This is a genomic window from Mycobacterium sp. 852002-51961_SCH5331710, assembly GCF_001665535.1.
In the GTDB taxonomy this organism is placed as follows: Bacteria; Actinomycetota; Actinomycetes; order Mycobacteriales; family Mycobacteriaceae; genus Mycobacterium.
The window spans coordinates 60,550-74,867 of record NZ_LZSQ01000038.1 but is presented as its reverse complement, the minus strand read 5'-3'; the positions used below and the strand labels follow the sequence as shown (position 1 = coordinate 74,867).

General features: G+C 66.3%; 17 protein-coding genes. 4 read left to right on the top strand and 13 right to left on the bottom strand.

What is annotated here, in order from left to right; genetic code table 11:
- Positions 1–174: 174 nt before the first annotated feature.
- From A5752_RS06645 to A5752_RS06605, 9 genes are all read right to left on the bottom strand, one after another.
- Positions 175–1,308, bottom strand: coding sequence for a glycoside hydrolase 5 family protein (locus A5752_RS06645; RefSeq protein ID WP_067083495.1), 1,134 nt, complete (start codon positions 1,306–1,308; stop codon positions 175–177).
- A gap of 99 nt (positions 1,309–1,407) precedes the next feature.
- Positions 1,408–2,394, bottom strand: a complete 987-nt coding sequence (locus A5752_RS06640; RefSeq protein ID WP_067083519.1) for a glycoside hydrolase family 6 protein — start codon at positions 2,392–2,394, stop codon at positions 1,408–1,410.
- 46 nt (positions 2,395–2,440) lie between these two features.
- Positions 2,441–3,667: an acyl-CoA dehydrogenase family protein gene (locus tag A5752_RS06635; protein ID WP_082950784.1), complete on the bottom strand. Its 1,227-nt coding sequence runs from the start codon at positions 3,665–3,667 to the stop codon at positions 2,441–2,443.
- Positions 3,630–4,823 (bottom strand): acyl-CoA dehydrogenase family protein, encoded by a 1,194-nt coding sequence (locus tag A5752_RS06630; RefSeq protein ID WP_067083491.1) that lies wholly within the window; start codon positions 4,821–4,823, stop codon positions 3,630–3,632. Before A5752_RS06630 ends, A5752_RS06635 begins: the two co-directional genes overlap by 38 nt.
- 54 nt (positions 4,824–4,877) lie before the next feature.
- Entirely contained in the window at positions 4,878–5,708 is an 831-nt protein-coding gene (locus A5752_RS06625) for an LLM class F420-dependent oxidoreductase (RefSeq protein WP_067083490.1), read from the bottom strand.
- A 57-nt stretch (positions 5,709–5,765) separates the two neighbouring features.
- Complete coding sequence (locus A5752_RS06620) at positions 5,766–6,302, bottom strand: COG4315 family predicted lipoprotein (RefSeq protein ID WP_067083517.1); 537 nt, start codon at positions 6,300–6,302, stop codon at positions 5,766–5,768.
- 134 nt (positions 6,303–6,436) lie between these two features.
- A complete protein-coding gene (gene trxA / locus A5752_RS06615) occupies positions 6,437–6,811 on the bottom strand; it encodes a thioredoxin (RefSeq protein WP_067083488.1) in 375 nt (124 codons plus the stop codon).
- Positions 6,812–6,853: 42 nt separating this feature from the next.
- Positions 6,854–8,053 (bottom strand): NAD(P)/FAD-dependent oxidoreductase, encoded by a 1,200-nt coding sequence (locus A5752_RS06610; RefSeq protein ID WP_067083487.1) that lies wholly within the window; start codon positions 8,051–8,053, stop codon positions 6,854–6,856.
- 15 nt (positions 8,054–8,068) lie between these two features.
- Complete coding sequence (locus tag A5752_RS06605) at positions 8,069–9,448, bottom strand: MBL fold metallo-hydrolase (RefSeq protein ID WP_067083485.1); 1,380 nt, start codon at positions 9,446–9,448, stop codon at positions 8,069–8,071.
- Between the two features lie 196 nt (positions 9,449–9,644).
- Here A5752_RS06605 and A5752_RS06600 point away from each other — a divergent pair, with 196 nt between their 5' ends.
- The 3 genes from A5752_RS06600 to A5752_RS06590 are packed head-to-tail and all read left to right on the top strand — an operon-like array spanning position 9,645 to position 11,443.
- The gene (locus tag A5752_RS06600) at positions 9,645–10,238 is read left to right on the top strand and encodes a rhodanese-like domain-containing protein (protein WP_067083483.1); all 594 of its coding nucleotides are present in this window, start codon (positions 9,645–9,647) and stop codon (positions 10,236–10,238) included.
- 6 nt (positions 10,239–10,244) lie between these two features.
- Positions 10,245–11,120 carry a sulfite exporter TauE/SafE family protein gene (locus A5752_RS06595; protein ID WP_067083482.1) on the top strand — a complete coding sequence of 292 codons (876 nt, stop codon included), beginning with the start codon at positions 10,245–10,247 and terminating at the stop codon, positions 11,118–11,120.
- The gene (locus A5752_RS06590) at positions 11,117–11,443 is read left to right on the top strand and encodes a metal-sensitive transcriptional regulator (protein WP_082950778.1); all 327 of its coding nucleotides are present in this window, start codon (positions 11,117–11,119) and stop codon (positions 11,441–11,443) included. The genes A5752_RS06595 and A5752_RS06590 overlap by 4 nt, the downstream gene beginning before the upstream one ends.
- Positions 11,444–11,470: 27 nt before the next feature.
- Here the strand turns inward: A5752_RS06590 and A5752_RS06585 are convergent, their stop codons facing one another.
- From A5752_RS06585 to A5752_RS27415, 3 genes are read right to left on the bottom strand one after another with little or no spacing between them, the layout of a single operon-like run.
- Positions 11,471–11,812 carry a DUF202 domain-containing protein gene (locus A5752_RS06585; RefSeq protein ID WP_067083480.1) on the bottom strand — a complete coding sequence of 114 codons (342 nt, stop codon included), beginning with the start codon at positions 11,810–11,812 and terminating at the stop codon, positions 11,471–11,473.
- Position 11,813: 1 nt separating this feature from the next.
- A complete protein-coding gene (locus A5752_RS06580) occupies positions 11,814–12,167 on the bottom strand; it encodes a YidH family protein (protein ID WP_067083478.1) in 354 nt (117 codons plus the stop codon).
- On the bottom strand, positions 12,164–12,325 hold the full coding sequence (locus tag A5752_RS27415) for a hypothetical protein (protein WP_156613655.1): 162 nt from the start codon (positions 12,323–12,325) through the stop codon (positions 12,164–12,166). The genes A5752_RS06580 and A5752_RS27415 overlap by 4 nt, the downstream gene beginning before the upstream one ends.
- A 271-nt stretch (positions 12,326–12,596) precedes the next feature.
- On the opposite strand from A5752_RS27415, the gene A5752_RS06575 reads away from it, so the two are divergent.
- The gene (locus A5752_RS06575) at positions 12,597–13,628 is read left to right on the top strand and encodes a fused (3R)-hydroxyacyl-ACP dehydratase subunits HadA/HadB (RefSeq protein WP_067083477.1); all 1,032 of its coding nucleotides are present in this window, start codon (positions 12,597–12,599) and stop codon (positions 13,626–13,628) included.
- Between the two features lie 174 nt (positions 13,629–13,802).
- Here the strand turns inward: A5752_RS06575 and A5752_RS06570 are convergent, their stop codons facing one another.
- Positions 13,803–14,081, bottom strand: a complete 279-nt coding sequence (locus A5752_RS06570) for a DUF732 domain-containing protein (protein WP_067083515.1) — start codon at positions 14,079–14,081, stop codon at positions 13,803–13,805.
- Between the last annotated feature and the right edge of the window lie 237 nt (positions 14,082–14,318).

Here is a 14,318-nt window from a genome sequence, read left to right as displayed (position 1 = left end):
ATTAGCTGCAGTCTCGTGGGCTCGGAGATGTGTATAAGAGACAGGCCCCGGACCCCTCGGCGAACGCGCCGAATGGTGGTGGTACAACCCCTTCGAACCCCAACCACCACCGGTAGACAACTAGGTCCAGGCTTCAAGCACACTGGCGTGCAGCATATTTCGGTGCCTGAATCCTCAGGTGCTCAAACCGACCAGCTTCTGGATGAAGCGGATCTCGTCGTCATTGTGCGCGTGCCCGTCGGGATGGATCAGGTCGGAAAACCATGTGTCCGGGAGCGTCGTATAGGGCTCGTTCCAGGAGTCCCACGGCAGGTACGTCTGGGTCCGCCCGGCGACGAATCCCCAGTTGTACGCCCCGACATGGCGCCGCTTGGCAATCGGGAGGATGCCATCGACGGTGCTGCCGAGGTTGCGCGCGAGGTATTCGGTGCACAGAATCGGCCTGCCCAGCGGAGTGAGTTCGTCGATGCGGTCCTCGAACTCGGACGGAGTGCCGTAGCTGTGGAAGCTGATGATGTCCGAGAGTTCGAGCTGTAGGGAGCAGATCTCACTGCGGCTGCCCGGATCTCGCCAGTGGCCCTGCCACACACCGCTTGTCAGCGGCTGAATCGGGTTGACCGCGCGCACCCACTGGAACACGTGGGGCAGAAACGCAGCGACTAGTTTCTGCTTGTCGGGGTGTTCGACCTTGCGGTAATCCTTCGCCGGATTGTCCGGCTCGTTCCACACGTCCCAACCCAGAACCCGAGGATCGTTGCGGAACAACCCGACCACACCTGTGACGTAGCTCTGCAGCACCCGGGTGTACGCCGGATCCTGCAGGCGGTGCGCGCCGGGACTCTGCACCCATCCCGAGTTGTGCACGCCCTTGATCGGTGGGCGCTGAGGACCGGCCTTGGGCAACGGATTCCAGCACGAGTCGAACAGAACGAAGAGCGGCTTGATGTTGTGGCTCGCCGCGATGGCGACGAACTGCGAGAGCCGCTGGCTGAAGCCGGCCCGGTCCGTGGCCCACAACTGGTCGTGCAGGAACACCCGCATGGTGTTCATCCCGATGCGCTTGGCCACGCTCAGCTCACCGGCGATGCGGCGCGGGTCGAAGGTGCCCGCCTGGAACATCTCGAGCTGGTTGACGGCGTTCGAGGTGACGTAATTGGCGCCCAGCAACCAACCCTGCTCTGCGTACCAGGCGTTGGCGCGGTCAGCCGACCATCGCCCCGTCTCGGCGGCCGCGACGGGTGGCAGTTTGGTCAGTGCCGCGGCGGCTGCCAGATACAGTGGGAGTTTGAGAGCGGTTCGCCGGCGCACCCTGTGAACATAGTGTTCGTGAGCAAGACGTCAGCTCTCATGTCTCATCCTGCAACACAACGGGTTTCGAATCGTTACCGAACGGGCCGACCGACGTGGTCACCGAGGACTAGCGTTGCGGGCCAACTCGATGACGTACTGGTTGACGAAGGTGCCGGCGGGTGGATCACCTTTGTCGCAGGTGCCGTCGGACTCGCCGGGGCGTTTGATCCACAGATAGGCGTCGGCGTGCGCACCCGCGGTCTGCGTGCTCGGCGGGACACCGAGTGCCCGGCCGCTGGGGTTGCACCAGTGCAGGGGCGAGTCGGGGGCCGCTCCGTTGCCGTTGCGCGACGTGTCGATCACGTAGTGCTTGCCGTTCGTGAGCCCCGAGATCGCCTCGCCGTACCCGATCTCCTCCTCGGTGCTGAAGAAGTTCGCCACATTGAGGCTGAAGCCCCGGGCGTGCTCGACACCGGCCTGGTTCAACCGGGACGCCATCTCCTCGGCGCTGTGCCAGCGCAAGTGACCCGCATCGACGTACACGGCCGCCGCCGGATTGCGCGTCAGCGTGTCAACCGCGTAGCGGATCAAGTCGAAGCGCTCCTGACGCTGGTCCCCCGAGAGGCAATCGGCCATGGCGAGGGCATCGGGTTCGACGATGATCGCCGCTCTCGAACCGCCCACGCCGGCGGCGATGTCGTCTATCCACGCCCGGTAGGCCCCACCGCTGGCCATGCCGCCCGCGGCGAAGCTGCCGCAGTCGCGGTGCGGGATCCCGTAGATGGACAGCACCGGGATGGCGCCCGCCGCCTGCGCGTCACCGACGTACTTCGCGACCGTCGCGGCAGAGGGGCCGGGAGTGATCCAATACGCCTGCGGCGTGTTGGCGACCGTGGTCAACTCCGGAATCGGCGGATCGGCTTTTTGCGCGGCGCGCATCGCCACCGAGTCGGGATTGACGTAGAACGGCGCACCGGCCAATGGGTTCGCTTCGCTGGCCAACCGCACGAGCGGCGCCGGGCCGGCGTGCAGGCCCAGAACAACCGCCGCGACGGTTAAGAGGGGAGCGATCCACCGCGCAACCGCGGCGGCAGCTGAAGACATCACCCGAGGGAAATTAGTGCTTGGCCGTGTCCAGCGCCAACCAGGGTCATGCGGGGAGTCCGTCGGCGACCCGGGGCACCCGCTCCGCGTCCGCGCCGTCGAGCACCATCGCCGCGACCCGGTCCCGATGCTCCTCGGCGCTGCCGAGCAGGATCGCGTCAGTCGCTGCGCGTTTGTAGTAGAGGTGAGCCTGGTGCTCCCACGTGAACCCGATCCCGCCGTGCACCTGGATGGTGTCGTTGGCGACGTGGGTCAATGCGGACGAGCAGACCGACTGCGCAATGCTCGTCGCCAACGCGGGGTCGTCGGATCCGTCCGTCAGGGCCCAGATCGCGTGGTAGGCCGTCGACCTCGCGTGTTCGACGTCGACGAGCAAATTGGCGAGCCGGTGCTTGACCGCCTGGAACGATCCGATCGGCCGGCCGAACTGCAGCCGCGACTTCGCGTACTCCACCGACAGGTCGAGCAGATGCTGTGCGGCGCCGACCTGCTCGACGGCCAACAATGCCGCACCCACCTGCAACGCGTGGTTGACGACGCGGACCGCCTCGGCGGGCCCGGCGATCAGGCGTGCGGGCGCGTCGGCGAACGTCACGTTGGCCTGGGACCGGGTGAGGTCGAGCGTGGCCAGCGGGGTGCGCTGCACGCCCTCGGCGGTGGTGTCGACGGCGTACAGCGCGACGCCGTCGGAGCCGCGCGCGGCGACCAGCAACACATCGGCGATGCCGCCGTCGACTACTTGAGCCACGCTGCCCGACAAGGTATCCCGGCTCACGGTCACCGCAACGGCATCCGGATCGAGCACACCGGCCCGGTCCGTCACCGCGACGGCCGCGGTGCGCCGACCCTCGACCAGGTCGCCGAGCAGTTCGTCACGAAGGGGCCCGGGCGATGCGGCCACCAATGCCGGGATCGCGAGATACACCGTGCCGAACAGCGGTCCGCACGCCAACCGCGCCCCGAGCTCCTCGATAGCGACTGCCTGATCGACAAGCGTGCCGCCGACGCCGCCGTCGGTCTCGGGCACCGAGAGGCCCAGCACGCCGAGCTCAGCACCCAGCCGGGCCCATACCTTCGGATCGAACGGCGGCTCGGACTCCATGAGCCTGCGAACCGTCTCCTCCGAGAAGTGCTCGGCGCTGAACTTGCTCACGGCGTCGCGCAATTGGCTCTGCTCGTCGGTGAACCTGAACTCTGCCTGCCCAGCTCGGCGCTCAGTCTGGTTCGCAAGCTTCTCAGCCACGGGGGATCTCCTTCCACGGCATGCCCGCATCGGCACGCAGGTCGCCAGGCAGCCCGAGGATGCGTTCGCCGAGAATGTTCCGCATCACCTCAGACGTTCCGCCTTCGATGGTGTTGGCCCTGCTCCGCAGGTATCGCTGCTGGATGGGCCCTTGCCAATCCCGTTCGCCGGTCCCTGCACCCTGCTGGTAGCCGTGGTACAGAATCCCTTCGGGCCCAAGGAAATCCATGCACCACTGGTAGATGTCCTGGTTCAGTTCCGCGCCGACCAGCTTGCCGACCGACCCCTCCGGACCGGGTCCGCCCACCGTGGCGGCGGCGCGCGACCGTTCCGAGGTGAGGCGTTGCGCCTCCGAGCGCAGCCACAACTGCGTCAGCCGGTCCCGCAATACCGGTGTGTGCCGGTCGGGCCGCGACGCCCACAACCCGGTCGCGTCGGCGATGGTGCCCGCACCACGCCGGCTCCCGCTTCCGCCGAGCGCGGTGCGCTCGTTCATCAACGTGGTCATGGCGACGGCCCAGCCGTTGTCGACCTCGCCCAGGCGGTGCTTGTCGGGGATCCGCGCGTCGTTGAAGTAGACCTCGTTGAACTCGGCTTGCCCGGTCATCTGTCGCAGCGGCCGGGTTTGAACGCCGGTGCCGTGCATGTCGATCACGAAGTAGGTCAAACCCTTGTGCTTGGGCACATCCGGGTTGGTGCGCGCCAGCAGCAGCCCCCAGCGCGCCCGGTGGGCGAGGCTGGTCCACACCTTCTGGCCGTTGACCACCCAGTCGTCACCGTCGCGAACCGCCGATGTCGCCAGCCCCGCGAGGTCAGAGCCCGCTCCCGGCTCGGAAAACAGCTGACACCACAGGTCCTCGGTGGTGGCCAGGGGCCGCAGCCACTGCCGCTTCACCTCCTCGGTTTGGGCATGCTCGCGAATCGTCGGTGCGGCCATGCCGTAGCCCATCGGATTCAAACCGAGAGGCACCGGCCCACCCGCGCCCTGCAGGATGCGGTCGGCGACCGACTGGAGCCCGCGGGACACCCCGAGCCCGCCGAGACCCTCGGGAAAGTGCACCCACGACAGACCGGCGTCGTAGCAAGCACCGAGGAACTCGGGGACGGGAACGTTCTTCGGGTCGTGGTCGGCGACGACCCCGCGCGCCAACTCGGCTAATCGATCGGCGTCACCGGCATTGCTCATGCAGTCACGATAGAAACTCGACCGGAGTCGAGGGACAGCGGGACCCGGGAAGGCTCAGCCGCGGTACCGGGCAACCTTCGCCGCGTAGTCGTCGAGAAGTCGCAGCGACTCGTCGCGCGGTTTGGTGGGCAGCAGCAGGTTCGCCTGCCGGTAGCCGAGTTCGTCGAGGGCGCGCCAGTAGTCCGGGTCGATCGGAGTCCCGAACGTCGTCAACGGGACATCGCGGCTTGCGCCGTCCCGCATCTGGCCGATCCGTCTGGCCAGCCTCTCGACCGGCAGCGGATTGGACATCCACCCGGCACCGTGGCGAATCACCCGCTTGACCGTGGCGTCGGAGTCACCGCCGACCACGATCGGCGGATGCGGTTTCTGCACGGGCTTCGGGCGCAGATACGACGAATCGAAATCGACGAAGCGGCCGTGATACTCGGCCGGTTCGTCGGTCCACAGCGCTTTGATCGCCTCGATGCGCTCGTCGAGCAGCGCACCGCGCGTCTTCGGGTCGGTGCCGTGATGGCGTAACTCCTCGATGTTCCAGCCCGCGCCCACCCCGAACACGAAACGGCCATTCGAAATGAGGTCGATGCTGGCCGCCTCCTTGGCGGTGATGATCGGGTCACGCTGGATGAGAAGCGCGATACCGGTGATCAACTCGATCTTGGAGGTCACCGCCGCCGCCGCGGCGAGTGTGACGAACGGGTCCAGGGTCCGGTAGTAGATGGAGGGCAGCTCACCGCCCATGGGGTACGGCGACTGCCTGCTCGCCGGGATGTGAGTGTGCTCGGCGACCGCAAGCGCGTGAAAACCCCGCTCCTCGATCGCGCGGGCGAGGGTCACGGTGTCGATGGTGTCGTCGTTGACGAAGGTGGAGATCCCGAATTCCATGCGCGTCCTCACTGCCGTCGATGCGCCTGCCAACGTTGGTATGCGCGCGGCTATTCCTCAGGCCAGCGGTTCGCCCCACTTGGTCAGCACGTGCCATTCACCATCGAACATGTCGAGGCCCTGCCCGTTGGCGTCCCTGTCCGTCACGTCCCCCGCATACCGGTAGAGCGGGTGGCCCCGGTAGGTCACCTGGGCACGGCCGTCGCGACGCGGAACGGTCTTGGCCGCCGCCACGTCGATACCCGGTCCCCCGGCCGGGTCGGAATCGGCGAGCAGCGGAATCCATGTGTCTGCGCATTCGCCGTAGCAGGTGGGCCCGTTCGCCGCGTCCGTCGAGAAGACATACAGCGTGCGTCCGGTGCTGTCGACGATGATCTCGCCGAGGTCGCCGCGGTCATCGATCGCCAGCGACACGTCTCCGATGGGCGGGATCCGCTCATTGGACGGCGGTGGGTTGGGCGCAGGAGTGACCGCGTCGGTTCGCAACGCGGTCGCCGAAGCCCGTGTGCCCGAGGTTTCGGAGCTGTTCTGCGCTTGATTCTCCAGCGCAGAACAGCCGGTCACCGCCACGAGGCCCGTTGTCAGCAGCGACATGCATGCGACGTTGCGACACGCTGCGGCCGCAGTTCGTGGCGTGGGCATGATCGATTCATTTCCGTCGATGCCCGCGTTCAAACGTGTCGCGAAACCGATGATGCCTTTTGCCGCGGCTCGACGTCGGGGCCGAGTCAAGAAGCCGGCGCTGCCTTCCGTGCGGCGATCTTGACGTGAACCTCGGCCATGTCGAGTGCTTTCACCCGGGTGATCAGGTCCTCGAGCGCTGCGGGATGCATCGCGCCGGCCTGCCGGTAGACGAGGACGCCGTCCCGGAACGCCATCACCGTCGGGATCGACGTGATCTCCAGCGCGGTGGCCAGGTCGAGCTCGCGTTGTGTGTCGACCTTGGCGTGCACGACATCGCGATGCGAATCCGAGGAGTGCTCGAATATCGGGGCGAAGGCACGGCACGGGCCGCACCACGATGCCCAGAAATCGACGAGCACGACCGGATTGTCCACGACGGTGGACTCGAAGTCGTCGTAGGTCAGGCTCTTCGTGGCCATGACGCTCTCCTTTCCGTATTTACTTGCGGGGCAGAAGAACCGCTACGCCAAGCCCTTCAGCATCAGATTCCAGTACATGAACGGCAACCCGTACTTCTTGAGGTACCAATAGCTGCGATGGGGCTTGGTCGGGTCGAGCAGGGGGAACGACGGGGTCACGTTCAGGTCGTAGTCGAACTCCGCCAGGAGCATCGCGTGCGAGGATGTCACGATCGGACACGACCCGTAGCCGTTGTACGAGGCGGTCAGCGGTCGGCCCGACAAATAGGACTCGATGTTGTCGACCACCACCGGGGCCTGTTTGCGGATCGCGGCACCGGTTTTCGAATTGGGTGAAGAACCGGCGTCACCGAGGCTGAACACGTTGGGATAGCGCACGTGTTGCATGGTGTGCTTGTCGATCTCGACGTATCCGTTCGCGTCGCCGGTCGACAGTGGACTCGACTTGATCCAGTCGGGCGCGGACTGGCGGGGCACCGCGTGCAGAACGTCATATGGCAGCACCGTGTCGGGTCCGCTATCTCCGACATGGGTCACGCCCGCCTTGTGCGCCGCCGCGTCGATGGACGTCACCTCCGCGTTGGTGTGCACGGTGATTCCGTAGTCGGCGGCGATCGCGTCCAGGTTGTCGGCGATCGCCGGGATGCCGAACAGTCGCGGCGTGGGCACCACCAGGTGTACGTCGATGTCCTTCAGCACGCCCTGCTTTCGCCAGTAGTCGCTGGCCAGGTAGGCGATCTTTTGGGGCGCTCCGGCACACTTGATCGGGCCGGACGGCATGGCGAACACCGCACTGCCCGAACGGAGGTTGCGAATGAATTCCCATGTGCGTGGCGCCAAGTCGAACCGGTAGTTCGACGACACTCCGTCTCTGCCGAGCGCGTGCTCCAGACCATCGGTGCGGTTCCAGTCCAACTGGATGCCGGGGCAGACCACGAGCACCTCGTACTCGTAGTCCGCTCCGTCGACACACGTGACGGTGTTGTTCTCCGGATCGACCCCAGCCGCTGCGTTCTTGATCCACTTCGCGCCCTTGGGCATCACCGACGCTTCGGGCCGTGCCGTCGTCGACGCCTTGGCCTGGCCGCCGCCTACCAGAGTCCATAGCGGTTGGTAGTAGTGCGTGTCGGACGGTTCGATGACGGCGACGTCCGAATAGCCGTTGCGCAGCAGCCGCGCGGCGACCGAGATGCCGGCGGTACCCCCACCGACGATGACGACTTGGTGTTTCGCGGTAGTCATGATCTCTCCCGCCGCTCAGGCGTTCTGGTGGGTTTCTTCCCAGGCGCCATAACCGCCCAGGATGTCACTGACATCGGTGAACCCGTTGTGCCGCAACAGGCTTGCGGCCACTGAAGACCGGTAGCCTCCGGCACAGTAGACGACGGTCGGCTTGGCCGGATCGAGCTCGCTCAGCCGGGCAGGCAGCTGGCCCACCGGGATCTCGATCGCGTTCGGGATCGTCCCCGCCGCAACCTCACCTGGGTTGCGCACGTCGACGATTTGTAGATCGGACAATTCCGAAACGCGTTGGTCGAAGGCCTTCGCCGTCAATCGGGACGCGATCTGGACGTCGTCCTGATGCTCGAGCATCGCCTCGAACGGCCGGTCCAGGTAGCCGATGACGCGGTCGAACCCGATGCGGGCGAGTCGGTTCTTGCCCTCCAACTCGTGCCCCGGCTCGGTGAACAGCACGATATCGACATCCGAGGGCACAACCGATCCGGCGAACTCGGCATAGCGGCCCTCGAGCCCGATGTTGACCGCATGGCGGAGGTGGCCCTGGGCGAACTCCTCGGGGCTGCGTCCGTCGACCAGCACGGCGCCGGCCTCGATCGCGCCCATCACCTGCTCATAGGTCATCGCCATCGGCCTCTTGGTCTCGTCCAGCAGTTCACGGTCCTTCCGATTGAGGATCGCGTCATAGACGAAGTAGCTCGGCGCCGGTGGCTGGCCCTCGGTGACCAACTCCATGAAGGTCGCCTTGTCCGCGGCGCGCAGCGCGTAGTTCGTCTCCTTCTGCTCGCCCATGGTCGACCACAGGTCGGTCGAGAGGTTCTTGCCACAGGCCGAACCCGCGCCGTGCGCCGGATACACCCGGGTCGCGTCGGGCAGGGTCATCAGCTTGGTGTGCAGCGAGTCGTAGAGCTTGTCGGCCAACTCCTCACGGGTGAACCCGATCGAGGCCAATAGGTCCGGGCGGCCGACGTCACCGATGAACAGGGCGTCACCGGTCAGCACACCGTAGGGCACGTCATCGCCGGAATGTTCGTAGACGACGATGCTCATCGACTCGGGGGTGTGGCCGGGGGTGTGCAGGAACTGCAAGGTCACGTCGCCCAGCGAATACCGCTCGCCGTCGGCGACGCCCATCGACTCGAACTCGGTCTCGGCGACCGACGAGTAGACGATCTTTGCGCCCGTGGCCTTCGCCAGCTCCAGGTGGCCGGACAGGAAGTCGGCGTGGAAGTGGGTCTCGATGACGAGTTCGATGGTGAAGCCGAACTCCCTGGCATCGAACAGGTACTCCGAAACGTCGCGCTGTGGGTCGACAACGACTGCGCGCCCAGTGGTTTCGTCGGCAATCAAATACGACGCATGGGACAGGCAGTCCAGGTAGTACTGGATGAATTTCATGGCGGCAGCCCTTTCGTTCGTTCGGCGAGCCTTGTGGCATCCACGGTGCAGATACCCCTATGGGTATGTCAAGGGACCTTTGCCCCCAAAATATTCCGTCTCTTCATTTACCCCTGGGGGTATGTGTAACATGGTGCCAACATACCCCCCGTGGTATCGGGTTCGCTACCCGAGCCCAATCTGAAAGGACAGCCATATGACCGCGCCCGCCGTCATCGACTCACAGAAACTCGTCGACCTGCTCAACTCCCCGACACCGCCTCGGGTCCTCGACGTCCGAACCCCGGGCGAGTTCGACACCGCACATATCGCCGGTGCCTATAACGTGCCGCTGGATTTGTTGCGCGAACACCGCGACGAGATCGTCCAGCACCTCGACGAAGACGTCGTGCTGGTCTGCCGCTCAGGTCAGCGTGCCGCCCAGGCGGAGGAGACGCTGCGCACGGCAGGGCTGGCCAATATGCACATCCTCGCCGGCGGCATCACCGCATGGGAGGCCAAGGGATTCTCGGTCAACCGCGGGACCACACGTTGGGACCTCGAACGACAGGTCCGCCTGGCCGCAGGCGGCATCGTGCTCGCCAGCATCCTGGGCAGCATTGCCGTTCCCAAGCTCAAGTGGGTGGCCGGCGCCATCGGTGGCGGCCTCACGTTCGCGGCACTGTCCAACACGTGCGCCATGGGCATGATGTTGTCGAAGCTGCCCTACAACCGCGGGGCCACCTGCGACGCCCAGACGGTCGTGGCCCAACTCGTCGGCTCGGCTACCGCAGACAAGACGGTGGGCTAGCAGATCATGGTTGCGCTCGCCATCGGCCTTGCCGTCTTCGTGGGTGTTGCATTGGGGTCGCTCGGGGGCGGCGGTTCCATCCTGACCGTTCCGCTGTTGGCCTACATCGCCGGCATGGATGCCAAACAGGCGATCGCAACTTCGCTTCTGGTCGTCGGCGTTACCAGTGCGATCGGCGCCGTCTCGCACGCTCGGGCCGGGCGAGTGCAGTGGCGCACTGGTCTGATCTTCGGCGGAGCCGGGATGGCCGGCGCCTACGGAGGCGGACTGCTGGCCCGCTTCATCCCGGGCACCGTTCTTCTCATCGGTTTCGCCGCCATGATGGTCGCCACCGCCGTCGCGATGCTGCGCGGCCGCAAGAACGTCGAGAACACCGGCGGCGACCACCACCTGCCGATTCCGAAGATCATCGCGGAGGGCCTGGTCGTGGGGTTGGTGACCGGCCTTGTCGGTGCCGGGGGCGGCTTCCTCGTGGTGCCCGCGCTCGCCTTGCTCGGCGGCTTGCCGATGCCTGTGGCAGTCGGCACCTCGCTCGTCGTGATCGCGATGAAGTCGTTCGCGGGCCTCGGCGGCTATCTGTCCAGCGTTGCCATCGACTGGACGGTCGCGTCGGCGGTGACCGCCGCGGCCGTGGTGGGCGCCCTCATCGGCGCTCGGCTGACCGCGATGGTCAACCCCGATGCGCTGCGGCAGGCCTTCGGCTGGTTCGTACTCGTGATGTCCTCGGTCATCCTGGCTCAGGAGATCCACCTGAGCGTCGGGATCGCGGCCGCGGCGCTCACGTCGATCGCGGGTGGCCTGACGCTCGCGTGCACGCGTTACGCCCATTGCCCTCTGCGTCGCCTCACCGGCGCGGCCGCCTCCCGCAGGGCCCTCGCATGAACGCCGCCGATGCTGCCCCGGACTGCACTGCGTCGCCCGAAAATCGTTGCGCCGCAGCCGCTGACGAGGATGCGGTCGCCGTTGTGCTCAACCGGCTGCGCCGGGCCCAGGGACAGCTCGCCGGAGTGATCTCGATGATCGAACAAGGCCGGGACTGCCGGGACGTCGTGATCCAGTTGGCTGCGGTGACACGGGCGCTCGAAAAAGCCGGGTTGAAGATCCTCGTCACCGGCTTACGGGAGTGCCTGGCCGGCCAGACCTCGGATGGCCACCGACCGATGACGGAAGCCGAGTTGGAGAGGCTGTTTCTGGTCTTGGCCTGACCCCGCATTTTTCGGGCTTACCGGGAGTCACACCGTGTACAGGAGTAGCACGACCACCACGGCTGCCGCGAAACCGGTTGTGGCGGCGCCGATGAACAACACTTCCAACTGCGGAGTGAACGTGACCATCCGGCCGTTCACCATCTGGCTGTTCCTGATCCGCCGTGACCGCCGGTAGCCCAGGGCGAGGACCAGAAGTGCGAGCAGCATCGCGGTGATTGCCAGCATGGCCCGCGCCGGACCCAGAGACCCGTGTCGCGGCAACAGCACCAGCGCTCCGACAACAAGGAAGCCGAACGAGCTTCTCTCCCAGGACAGCACTGTGCGCTCGGCCGGAAGCCCCGGTCCTTTCGTCAGACGGCCGCGCATCTCACTGCGCCGATGGCGGCCAGACGACCAGCACAACGAGGACCACCATGGTGACGACGAAGAGCGCGCCGCCGAGTAGCAGCGGAACATGGGTCGGCGGTAGGTCCTCGCCCCGGCGCATCGCGGATTGAACCTGTTGCCAGCGCCGCACGGCCAACGCTGCCAGCAGACCACCGCTGGCGGTCAAGGCCACGCTGAGGCCGTGTCGCACCCCCGGGATCCCGAAGGACGGCACGAACTGGACGACGGCGATGCCACCGGCGATCAACGCCAGCGCCGTCCGGATCCACGCCAGGAAGGTCCGCTCGTTGGCCAACGTGAAGCGGTAATCCGGTTCCTCGCGCTCGGTACTCATCGAATCGCTTTCCCCTCGACGATGCGCCCCACGCGACCGGCGGTCCTCCCGCGCCATTGCTGCGGGGCGTCGGCGATCTTCGATCGCGCGGTCAGGTGGGCGGTGACCGCGGTCCGCAATCCTGACAGTTCCTCGTCCACATCGAGATGGGTGCCCACACGATGGGCCTCACCTCGGCGGTTGATCCCAGCGTTCGTCGGTAGAGGTGAAAGGCGGGCGCCGCATGCGGACATCGTAGGACTGTGCGCTGAAATGCGGGCACACGCTTTCGAGACTCTTCATGCCCTTCGGTTGAGAGCCCTGGATGAAACTGACAGGACACCGCGAGTAGGGCCCAGGCGCCATGGTCGGGGGCGGTACGGGCTGACCACCGGTTAGTGTGCTGTGGTCGGCCTTACGGACAAACCGGCAGAAAAGTTGAGTAGATCTATGACCGCAGCACCAGAGACGCCGGCGATCGAAGCGCGGGTCGGCCACTGGTACCAGATGGACGACAGCTACCTGGTCGGCCGCGAGAAGGTCCGCGAATACGCCCGTGCGGTGCAGGACTACCAACCTACGCATTGGGACGTCGCCGCCGCGGCTGAGCTGGGATATTCGGGTCTGGTCGCGCCGCTGACGTTCACGTCGGCCCCGGCTATGTCGTGCAACCGTCACATGTTCGAGCAGATCGTGGTCGGTTACGACACCTACCTGCAGACCGAGGAGGTCTTCGAGCAGCACCGCCCGATCGTGGCCGGCGACGAACTGGTCATCGACGTCGAGTTGACCTCGGTGCGCAGGATCGCCGGCCGGGATCTGATCACCGTGACCAACACCTTCACCGACACCGCCGGCGAGCGGGTGCACACACTGCACACCACCGTCGTGGGTCTGACCAGCGAAGACCTCGATCCGACGATCAAGACCGCCGTACACGCCAAGATGATGCACGACGTGGACATCCTTGCCGTCAGCGAGGCCGACAGCAGTTACGAGAGGTCCGTGCGGCCCGAGGGCGAGTTCCGGATCGCCGACGGTGGGCTGACCCGCGCACCTGGGACGCCGTCGTTCGACGAGCTGAAGGTCGGTGACGAGCTGCCGGTGCGCCACACGCGATTGTCCCGCGGCGACCTGGTCAACTACGCAGGCGTCGCCGGTGACGCAAATCCGATCCACTGGGACGAGGACATCGCCAAGCTGGCCGGGCTCCCGGACGTGATCGCCCACGGCATGCTCACCATGGGGCTCGGCGCCGGGTTCGTCTCCGCCTGGTCGGGCGACCCGGGCGCGGTGACGCGGTACGCGGTGCGGCTCTCCGCACCCGCGATCGTCTCCGCCGAGGAGGGCGCCGACATCGAGTTCAGCGGCAGGATCAAGTCGCTGGACCCCGAGACCCGCTCGGGCGTCATCGTGGTGGCGGCGAAATCGGCCGGCAAGAAGATCTTCGGCCTGGCGACGATGCACATCCGCTTCCGCTGACGCGCACCCGGCAGTGACTACCCGCCGCCGGGCGGAACGCGCAGACCCGAGCGTGCGACAAAACATCGGTGCCGTCGATGCTGGGTCCGATCAATTCCGTTCTGGCGGACCGTGAATCGCAGTCGCTGTTCGGGTTGGCCCACCTTGGTGCGGTGATCCATCCGGATCGTCGCGTCAGCAGAGCTGGAGGTTGGCGCGGCTGACGATGTCCATCGCCGCGCCGGTCGAGATGCCGAGGTCCGCGCTGACCATCTTGACGGCGTCCGGTGCCAGCACGCCGGAGCTGATGGCCGCGCAGGCCCGTTGCCCCTCGGTGAGCAACTCCTCCGCAGTCAGGAACGCGTACCGGGGTTGCAGCTCGCGCAGGTATTCGTCCTCCGACGCTGCGGCGGGTGCCGCCAGGACAACTCCGAGAGTCGCCAGCGCGGCCGCAACACGGACGATGAGGAGCATCTCGAACCTCCATCGGATCGGCTGGTTCCGTTCGTCAGGCAGGTCAATGGTATGCCTGCGACGATGCGCCCCGGGGAGCATTCAGCAAACATGGGTTCAAGCGCACGGCCGCGTGGTGCGGCGGTTGACCAGGTCGGAGCCGACCGGCGGGTCATGAGGCGTCCGACTGCCCCGGGCCGTTACCCCAGGGGGTATCCTTCCGGCATGTTCAGGTTGGCTAGACGCTCAGTGGCCAGG

Bases quoted from the DNA above. Each gene is read 5' to 3' on its own strand.
- A5752_RS06640 (WP_067083519.1), bottom strand. From the start codon at position 2,394: ATGTCTTCAGCTGCCGCCGCGGTTGCGCGGTGGATCGCTCCCCTCTTA.
- A5752_RS06590 (WP_082950778.1), top strand. From the start codon at position 11,117: ATGAACGCCGCCGATGCTGCCCCGGACTGCACTGCGTCGCCCGAAAAT.
- A5752_RS06635 (WP_082950784.1), bottom strand. From the start codon at position 3,667: ATGCGGGCATGCCGTGGAAGGAGATCCCCCGTGGCTGAGAAGCTTGCG.
- A5752_RS06610 (WP_067083487.1), bottom strand. From the start codon at position 8,053: ATGACTACCGCGAAACACCAAGTCGTCATCGTCGGTGGGGGTACCGCC.
- trxA (WP_067083488.1), bottom strand. From the start codon at position 6,811: ATGGCCACGAAGAGCCTGACCTACGACGACTTCGAGTCCACCGTCGTG.
- A5752_RS06575 (WP_067083477.1), top strand. From the start codon at position 12,597: ATGACCGCAGCACCAGAGACGCCGGCGATCGAAGCGCGGGTCGGCCAC.
- A5752_RS06585 (WP_067083480.1), bottom strand. From the start codon at position 11,812: ATGCGCGGCCGTCTGACGAAAGGACCGGGGCTTCCGGCCGAGCGCACA.
- A5752_RS06605 (WP_067083485.1), bottom strand. From the start codon at position 9,448: ATGAAATTCATCCAGTACTACCTGGACTGCCTGTCCCATGCGTCGTAT.
- A5752_RS06600 (WP_067083483.1), top strand. From the start codon at position 9,645: ATGACCGCGCCCGCCGTCATCGACTCACAGAAACTCGTCGACCTGCTC.
- A5752_RS06630 (WP_067083491.1), bottom strand. From the start codon at position 4,823: ATGAGCAATGCCGGTGACGCCGATCGATTAGCCGAGTTGGCGCGCGGG.
- A5752_RS06620 (WP_067083517.1), bottom strand. From the start codon at position 6,302: ATGTCGCTGCTGACAACGGGCCTCGTGGCGGTGACCGGCTGTTCTGCG.
- A5752_RS06625 (WP_067083490.1), bottom strand. From the start codon at position 5,708: ATGGAATTCGGGATCTCCACCTTCGTCAACGACGACACCATCGACACC.
- A5752_RS06570 (WP_067083515.1), bottom strand. From the start codon at position 14,081: ATGCTCCTCATCGTCCGTGTTGCGGCCGCGCTGGCGACTCTCGGAGTT.
- A5752_RS06595 (WP_067083482.1), top strand. From the start codon at position 10,245: ATGGTTGCGCTCGCCATCGGCCTTGCCGTCTTCGTGGGTGTTGCATTG.
- A5752_RS06580 (WP_067083478.1), bottom strand. From the start codon at position 12,167: ATGAGTACCGAGCGCGAGGAACCGGATTACCGCTTCACGTTGGCCAAC.